This window comes from Cytophaga sp. (assembly GCF_051961495.1).
In the GTDB taxonomy this organism is placed as follows: Bacteria; Bacteroidota; Bacteroidia; order Cytophagales; family Cytophagaceae; genus Cytophaga.
Window position 1 is genome coordinate 1 of record NZ_JBQCDF010000199.1, and the last position, 8,922, is coordinate 8,922.

An 8,922-nucleotide genomic window follows, 5' to 3' on the forward strand; every position below is an offset into this window, starting at 1 on the left:
AACTGTTTCCGCTGATTTTTGCACTGCCGGTAACTTCTTTTATTTTGCTTTTTCCATAGAACCGTAACAGTTCCTGTTTCTCTTCATCATTGCCCCGTTGAAAGATGCGTTCAATAACAGCTCTGTAGTGTTTCTGCCAATCAATTTTATTGATATCGGTATCCCAAAAAAGGATCTTCCGGATAATTGTAAAATCAGGGTGATTCTGTGCGTTGATCTTTTGCTTTTCCTGTTCTATTTCATAGTACGCCTGAAGAAGATGCATAGTACCTTCCTCCAGATCTAATGCCTTATCTATTTTAAGAGACAAGGCTGTGGTCATTCCACGTTTGCCCTTTGTGATATCGTTCAGCGTTTGAGGATATTCATTAAGAGAAAGTGCAAAAGGGGCTTTTTTCAGATTTCTCTTGGCAAGTTCACGCTCTAAAATGGCACCGGGATGAATACCTTTATATTTCTCTATTAGCGTTTTCATATAGTAAATATAAACAAATTTGTTTATTATTTATTGTTTATGGATTATTATTTAAATAATTGATTATTAATTAAAAAGGTTCAATATTGAAGGTTTTTAATTAAAAATATGCAGATGGGGTCGTGGGTTCGAACCCCATCATTTACCCGCATCAAAAAAGCCTTCAATTTTAAAAATTGAAGGCTTTTTTATTTGATCCTTAATGGTGTTTCGGACCTTCATAAAGCGAAAGCTATAGGGTACAGTCTTTTGCTTGCAAAAGATTATGATAGCATTGAAGGTCTAAACTTGTACTAAGGGGAAGTGAAGCAGGAGCAAGACTATCTAAATTAAAGAGCTATTCTGTATGCTTATTTTTACAATGATTATTATTTTAAATTTAATTTTGAAGGATAATAATATTGCTTGAGAAATAATTTTTTAGAATCATGATAGGAAACAACCGCACCTAATTTGTACATGATATAAATATAGCACCATGCAAAATCTAATTGATAACTGAGAAATCCCGCGCGCGCGCTACCCGGAAACAAATGGTGATTATTATGCCATTCTCCGGATGTCAGTCCAGGTCTTAGCTGATTTATAGACAAGTCTTTTCTGTTATAATCTACTCCATCTTTTCGCTCATCCTTTCCTTTGCCATGTCCTGTATAATTAAAGCCTCTAACGCCTATTACCCATGCCATAGCTCCGGTGAATAAAGCGCATGCTAATGAATGGCCACCAACGAGGTATAATAGAATGTACCAGAATGACCAATTGAAAATCCACAGTATGATTGTGTACAATGGATTTGTGACAGAGCCCCATTTCTTATATTTTGAATAACTGTTGATTTTTATTCCTGTATGACTTAAAAAAGTAACTACTTTGGAATAGTCTTTTTCATCCAGTGTTTTAGAAGTCTGTTGATGATTGGTGTCGGCGAGGAAACAGTAAAGAAAACCGCCTTGAGCATTATAAGGGTCGCCAGGCAGATCTGATTTGGCATGGTGTACATGATGCGAAATAACGTATACTTCTTCAGGAATCATTTTGATCACCAGATTCTGAGTGATAAGCATCCACAGTTTATTACGAAATTTAAAAGCTTTGTGCGTGCAGTAACGATGGTACCAGATCGTACCATGAGTGCTCATGATAACCATAGCATAAAAGAACCCTAATGCTAGAAACCAGACATTGAAATGTTTGGTAAAGAAAATAACAGGAAATGGTATCATCAATAATACCCACAACCAACCGGTTATAGCCAGCCAGTTTTTTCTTGATTTGAAAATATTAATGCGTTTTGTCCACTCGGATAAAATTCTTGCAGAAGATGGTTTAATCAAATCACCATTGCTGTTCATCCATCCATATGAAGGAGGATCTAATACACGATCGATAAATGTCATTCAGTTGTTTTAAAATTGTTAATTATTATTTGTGAAGAAAAGGGACAGCGTATTCAGATTGGAATTTCTTCTTAAAAATTAACACTTACCGTGGATAGTGGTATTAAGGAGGGCCTGTATTGACTATATCAATGCTTCTATGTACTTAACGTAAGAAAAAAGATAATGTTGTGCTTTCAGCCACATATAACACTTTGCAGGCGTTTTATAAAATATACACGATATAAATAGGTTTGTCCGGAATTAAACGTCATCTTGCAGTGCAAAAAAGACATTGCTCAACTTTTTACCTGCTCTTCTAATAGAATTTCCTGTTTCTTGTTGTTTTGTGCACTTCACGCGAATGAATACATACGTATTCAACTAATAATTATTATTTATTTTATAAAAAAGAAACATGCAAAAAGGCATCGTAAAATTTTACAATAGCTCAAAAGGTTTTGGGTTTATTAAGCCGGAAGATTTAAACGAAGATATCTTCGTTCACTCCTCAGGCCTTATTGATAATGTACGTGAGAACGATCAGGTTACATTTGAAGTTGAAAACGGCAAGAAAGGAATGAATGCGATAAACGTAACATTACTTTAGTAGTAATTTATCATTCATGTTGTTCAAGCATAACCACCTCTATGGTGGTTATGCTGTTTTATAGATAATTATTTTTCTGCACCGGACGACATCCTATTGCTATATAGTTATTGTCTGGTACTTACAAAATTTATACTCAATAGACATAAATTGTAGAACAAGCTAATAATCTTTTAAATGAATATGCCTGCAGCAAGCTTATCCAAGTCTCCAAAAACGTTGAAGTCAATCAGCTGAGCGCAAAGGAAATTTCAATGTAGATCAATTTGTCCCGTAACCTAAGATATTCGCAAATATATAGCAGAATTAGTGCTTTGATTACTTTGTGAATTTAGTATTCTGGCTGAAATACAAGCTTTGTAATTATAAGGCGTTTGCTTATAGCAGCATCGCATTTATTTTGTATTTAATATTCAGATAAATAATATTTTAAGTCACTCAATATCCTGATGTCCTGATAAATTGGTTCAACATTTCAACATCTTTCCACCCGCATTAAAAATCCCTTCAATTTGATAATTGAAGGGATTTTTGTTTTAAATCAATACAAAGAATAAACTAGTTATGAGTTCAGTCAGATGGGATTATTTCTGTTTGTATTGAAGGTACCAAAGCTCGTTCTGTTTCATGAATTTCATTGCTGGTTTTGAATTATTGTCACAAGCTAGTTTCAGCCAATAGGTTGCCTGTTTGTAATTTTGCATAGATCCTTTCTGAAAATAACACAAGAAGAGCCCGTACTGAGCATCCGCATAGCCTTGACTGGCTGCTTTTTCATACCATATGGCTGCTTCGTGGTAATCTTGTTTTACGCCGGTACCAGTAAGATAATTTTCAGCTATGCAATACTGTGCCTGCATAAATCCTTGTTCTGCAGATTTTTTATACCAATAAAAAGATTTTTTATCATTTGGTTTATGATATAAATGTTCACGACTTGAATAGATTAATCCTAAATTGTATTGAGCCCTGCTATAATTTTTTTCTGCTGCCTTAGTGGTCCAGAAAATAGCAGAATCTATATTTTCCTGAACTCCTTTTCCATTGAGATAGCAATACCCCAGATTGTTCATACCAGGTGCATAATTTTGGTCTGCCGCTTTTCGATACCAACACACTGCTTTTGTATAGTCTGTTTCAAAACCATTGCCTTCCAGATAACGGTTGCCTGTTTTATTTTCTGCTAAAGAATCACCCTGAAGGGCAGCCTGAAGGTACCAGTATGCGGCCTGAACCGAATCACGGTTGATGATTATGCCATCATCAAAACTTTCGGCAAGTAAACGCTGTGCTTTTATACTTTTGGATTCAGCTGCCTGTGTATACCAGCGTATAGCCCGAATAGTATCTTTTATATTCTTATCAGTAGCATATAATATGCCCAGATTCGTCATAGCATTCACGTAACCTTTTTCCGCGGCCATGGTATACCAATACACAGCACTATCCTTGTTCATAGTAATGCCAATGCCATTAGCATAATAGTATGCCAGATCAAATTGCGCATCGCTTACTTCTTGTTGTGCAGCCAGTTTGTACCAGTAAATAGCTTGTTTTTCGTCTTTCACCGTACCACGACCATTCATATAACAATAGCCTGTGATGTATTGCGCCTGATCGTATTGCTGCAGGGCTGCCTGATGATACCAATAAAACATTTGCTCATCATCGGCTTTAACGCCACAGCCATTGGCGTAACAACGCCCAAGGCTATATTGGGCAACCATATTACCCTGTCTGGCAGCTTTGGAATATAACTCAAAAGCCTTGTTGTAATCTTTGGGTACTACAGTACCTGTTTCATAGTAATAACCAATGCTTGTCTGCGCATCTGCATCTTCCTGTCCGGCAGCTTTTGTATACCATACAAGCGCAAGTTCTTTGTTTATGTTCACTCCTTTACCCTGGTCATAACATGTGCCAAGCCGGTATTGCGCTGTTGCATAATTTTTTTCGGCGGCCATGGTATAATAATAAATTGCACTGTCATAATTCTGCGCTACTCCAAGCCCTTTTTCATAGAACCAGCCTAAGTGCGATATAGCCTGCGGATAGTTCTGTGCTGCGGATAAGGTATACCAATATGCAGCTTTGGCGTTGTTTTGCTCAGTACCTATTGCATATTCGTAACAACGTGCGAGATAGTATTCCCCACGCTTATTATGTTGTGAGGCAGATTGATTGTACCAAAAAAATGCAAGAGCAGAATCGATTTTCGTACCTTTCCCGTGTTCATAATAACCTCCCAGTATATATTGCGCACGGCTGTCGCCTTCTTTGGCTTTTGAACCAGCATCTTCAATGGTAAGAGTATCGTTTGTTTGCGCAATTGCATTGCAAAAACTGAATATGAAAAATACAGAATAAAAAAACACTTTCATGATTATCGAAATTAGTATCATAACAAGATGATCACTTATTCTGAAAAAAATCTGAAGATCTTTTTATTGCAGATTTGCTTAATTCCAAATCATAACTACATCAGCGTATGAACTGAAATTGTTGGTGTAAAAGCCAAAGCTGAATTGAAAAATTTTAAAAAAGATCTTAAACTTTTCTCGTTAAGCATTCGGCTCAATTTTCAGCAGCCTGAAAAACTCCTCCTCTTCAAACTCCTTTACCGCACCGGGTTTTAAATCGCCCAGTTGCATATTTTCTATGGAAACACGGATAAGGCGCTGGCAGCGGTGGTTAACCGCTAATACCATTTTACGTACCTGATGAAATTTGCCTTCCGTAAGCGTTAATAGCAGCCATGTATGCGGATATTGTTCCCGCTGGTCTGATGCATAGGGGTATATAGCTGTCGCATCTTTGACAATGGATGCCTCGCAGGGTGATGAGACATATTCTGTACCACCCTTCACACGAATGGAAATGCCCGAACGGATCTGTTGGAGAGTTTCCTCAGAAACACTATTTTTTACCATTACCAGATAGGTGCGGTTGTGTTTTTCAGGCCCAAGGAAAAGTAAACGCGTAACTTTTTTATTAGTGGTTAAAAGCAGCAAACCTTCAGATTCATTATCCAGCCTGCCAATGGCATGTGTACCTTCGGGAAAATTAAAGTTCAAACTGCCTAATAAATTCACATCGTCTTTGCTGATAAACTGAGAAACCATGTTGTATGGTTTGTTGATCATAAAATAACGATTCTGTTTAGTAGGCATGATAAATGAATAATGAAAACTAAATATAAATACTATCGTAAAGGAAGACAAATGGCATGAATTCCAATGTGAAATTATTTAGCAGCAGAGGGTAAGAATATGGGTCAGATCCTGAAAAAACGGCCGAATCGTCATCGGATTGATGTTCTGATGAAGGTATTTAACAAATACAGTAAGGATAATCGGTTGCAAATTTGAGTGTTATATAAATTGTAGTATATTTAATTTCTTTGGTGGAGTTCAGAAACCACGTTAAAAAACGAGGCGCTTCCGAAAAGCCAGAAGAGTAGGGAAAATAAACTTTTAACTTTTATACACTATGAATTGGTATTTAGCAGTATTGAAAAAGTATGCCGTATTTTCGGGCAGAGCCAGACGTCAGGAATACTGGATGTTTGTTTTGTTTAATATTTTATTTGCAATTGCGGCAGTTATTTTGGACAATGTTTTAGGCTTGGCTTCTCCACAATTAGGTTATGGTCCGCTTTATGGCTTGTATGCATTGGCTCTTTTCATTCCCGGATTGGCTGCAGGTGTAAGACGTTTACACGATACAGGTAAATCAGGCTGGTTCTTTTTCATCGTTTTAATTCCTTTGGTAGGGCCTATATGGTTAATTATCGTATTGGCAACTGAAGGTCAAAAAGGTTCAAACGAATACGGTCCGGATCCTAAAGATCCATCATCGACAGAAGGTTCTGGAGCCGCTCTGGATAGCAATATTTAATTTTAACAAAAGCCCATCAATTGTGATGGGCTTTGTTTTTTTCTGGTGTTAAAATAAAAATGTAATACTTCCTTTTAAATAAAAAAGAGTTCCCGGAGTGAAGTGGATTTCTGTTACAGGAGTTGTTTCACTTTTCAATTGTGACTCTGTCGCAAACTGCGCTTCTTTCCATTTCTGATCGAAAAGATTTTCAGCAGTTATTCCAAATAATAAACTCTTCCATTGATAATTTACAACAGCATCCATTATGAAGTAGCCTGAGGCTACTATGGTATAATCTTCATTGGCTGCCCGTTTCCCAAGGTAGCGATATCTTAAGCTTGCACTCCAGTTGTTTTGTTTTATAGCTAATCCACCTGTGCTGGTGATGGTTGGTGCCAGCGGCACATAATTCTGATCTTCCGGTAGGTTGGTGTAGCGTGGTTTAGCAAGGTTGATATCCATATCAGCATATAACCATTTTAATAGCTGGTATCTGAAACTCATATCAATTCCAACTCGTCTGGTGCTGCCGCTTGGCTCTAACAGCCCGTCATCACCTACATATACATACTCCGATTGCAGGTACATATACCATAAAGCAACATTCATAAATAATTTATCCGCTATTTTAATATTTGTACCCAGGTCAACAGATTTTGCTCTGGGTAAGCTCGACTGGTTTGTTCTATAAACAGAAACCCGTGTATCATTCGAATGGAATCCATAACCGCCGCTTGTGTATAATTGAATGTTAGGCGTGAGTTTATAATAGATATTCATCTTAGGGCTCAGGATGCCTTGTCCGCGGCGTGCGGATGAAGTATCGTCCAGCATGCTTTTGTATGCAAAGAAAAGATAGTCATACCGCAGTCCGGCGTTCAGGGTAATACGAGCTGATAGCAGCAAGCTTGCGTCCGCAAACCCATTCAGGTTATGTTCTTCAATAGAACCTTTTTTTACATCATTCAGAAATGCACGTTTTTCTACATGCGCCAATCCGATGCTGTTGATCCGGTCACCTCTGTAGCCCAGGCCAATGTTTGTTTTAACTGTTTTGCCAGATAATATATAATCATTTGCAAGAGATGAATTGAATCCTGATACTGTTCGTTTTTCATATTGATGAATTTCATCGCCACGTGCGGTATCATCTTTATAAAATGTAAAATTGGAAAACAGGTCAAAGCTGTATTGACTTAGAAAAAACTGATTGGTAATCGTACCCAATTTTCCGGCAGAAGTAGTAAGTTTTAGAATAGCATTACTGCGACTTGTATTTCCTCCTTCACTTGGATCAATAGAGCCGAACCGGGTAATAGAACCATTACGAATAGCCCGCTCCGGAACTTGTCCTGAAGCATCCCAGCGACTACTGAATGAAGATATACTTGCGGTAAAAAAAGTGTTTTTAGATATGATGCCATGGTACTTGCCAAATACATTGAAACGGTTAAAATGTTGCGGCTGCTCAAAAAAACCTTTTGTATAAAAAGCTTCCGAGGCGATATAGGCACTGTGCTTTGCTTCAGTTGTATCTTTATCGGGGATCAGGTTCAGCATTACTAAACCCCGGTAGGTATTGAATCTTCCCAGTTCAAACTTTATTTTATTTTCAGGCAGGAAATTTTTCGTTTGAAACTGTACTGCGCCAGCGGTATTAAAATCACCAACAGCAGCATCATAACATCCTTTCTGAAATTTAATATGATCAACCGTTTCAGGAATGACGAAATGCAGATCGGCATAACCTTGTCCGTGTGCATGCGACACCATATTCACAGGCATATCATCGACCGACACTGCAACATCGGTGCCATGGTCAACATCAAAGCCCCGCAGGAATAATTGCTCTGCCTTACCGCCGCCGGCATGCTGGGCAATAAATAAGCCAGGTACCATGCGTAACAGATCCTGTGTGGTATTAACAGGTCTTAATTTAAAATCAATGGAATTGATTGTTGTGAATGCGACCTCGCTTCTCGCAGCTATGATAATTGCAGGTATTTCTACCGATGTTTCCTGCAGCGAAAGAATACAATAATGTTTCTGTGCTTCGTTTAATTCAATGGTATCCTTTGTAGATTCAAAACCCAACGAATGAATCAATAAATAATAGGTTCCTGCAGGTAAAGCCTTGAATTCAAATCTGCCTTCGATATCGGTATAGGTAATCTGATTGTAAGCATTGCTCAGTTGTACGTAGGCATTCTGTATAGGTATTTGTGTGTGTGCAGTCACTACTTTCCCCTGGATGCTGCTTTGAGCTAGCAACACCTGGCAAAGCAATAGCTGCAACACGATCAGATATATTCTCATGTTGCAATGTTCAGATTAAATAAAATGAATAGCGCTATTGGATCACTTCTTAAAAAGAGGATTCAATAAGATTCATACATACATTTGAGCGTTATGTATTATGCCTGCTGCGGCGGCTGAAAAGGAGGGAAAGGAAAATAGGTGATCGAAGTAAATAAATAAAAAGAGTAAAGCCTGCTACGAAATGGTTTCATGCATTGCTGAACGGCGTAATCCGGATCAGCTTGAATGAACAAGTCTATTTTAAGGTCAAGCTTTATGGG

The 8,922-nt window shown here is 37.8% G+C and carries 7 protein-coding genes; 2 read left to right on the forward strand and 5 right to left on the reverse strand.

The features are described from left to right. Together ACTHJT_RS10720 and ACTHJT_RS10725 are read right to left on the reverse strand one after the other, a co-directional pair. Positions 1-475, reverse strand: a 475-nt coding sequence (locus tag ACTHJT_RS10720; RefSeq protein ID WP_440238018.1) for a DUF6922 domain-containing protein, incomplete at its 3' end; no start/stop codon positions are given. Between the two features lie 368 nt (positions 476-843). Continuing rightward, positions 844-1,875, reverse strand: a complete 1,032-nt coding sequence (locus ACTHJT_RS10725) for a fatty acid desaturase (protein WP_440238019.1) — start codon at positions 1,873-1,875, stop codon at positions 844-846. Between the two features lie 397 nt (positions 1,876-2,272). On the opposite strand from ACTHJT_RS10725, the gene ACTHJT_RS10730 reads away from it, so the two are divergent. Beyond that, the gene (locus ACTHJT_RS10730) at positions 2,273-2,464 is read left to right on the forward strand and encodes a cold-shock protein (protein ID WP_440238020.1); all 192 of its coding nucleotides are present in this window, start codon (positions 2,273-2,275) and stop codon (positions 2,462-2,464) included. Between the two features lie 584 nt (positions 2,465-3,048). On the opposite strand, the gene ACTHJT_RS10735 is transcribed toward ACTHJT_RS10730, so the two are convergent. Both ACTHJT_RS10735 and ACTHJT_RS10740 read right to left on the reverse strand, forming a co-directional pair. Then, on the reverse strand, positions 3,049-4,845 hold the full coding sequence (locus ACTHJT_RS10735) for an SEL1-like repeat protein (RefSeq protein WP_440238021.1): 1,797 nt from the start codon (positions 4,843-4,845) through the stop codon (positions 3,049-3,051). A 180-nt stretch (positions 4,846-5,025) separates the two neighbouring features. Then, the gene (locus ACTHJT_RS10740) at positions 5,026-5,634 is read right to left on the reverse strand and encodes a pseudouridine synthase (protein WP_440238022.1); all 609 of its coding nucleotides are present in this window, start codon (positions 5,632-5,634) and stop codon (positions 5,026-5,028) included. Positions 5,635-5,953: 319 nt separating this feature from the next. Between ACTHJT_RS10740 and ACTHJT_RS10745 the strand changes: the two genes are divergently transcribed. Continuing rightward, entirely contained in the window at positions 5,954-6,361 is a 408-nt protein-coding gene (locus tag ACTHJT_RS10745; RefSeq protein WP_440238023.1) for a DUF805 domain-containing protein, read from the forward strand. Between the two features lie 48 nt (positions 6,362-6,409). Here ACTHJT_RS10745 and ACTHJT_RS10750 read toward each other — a convergent pair whose 3' ends face one another. Continuing rightward, on the reverse strand, positions 6,410-8,659 hold the full coding sequence (locus ACTHJT_RS10750; protein ID WP_440238024.1) for a TonB-dependent receptor: 2,250 nt from the start codon (positions 8,657-8,659) through the stop codon (positions 6,410-6,412). Positions 8,660-8,922: the final 263 nt, after the last annotated feature.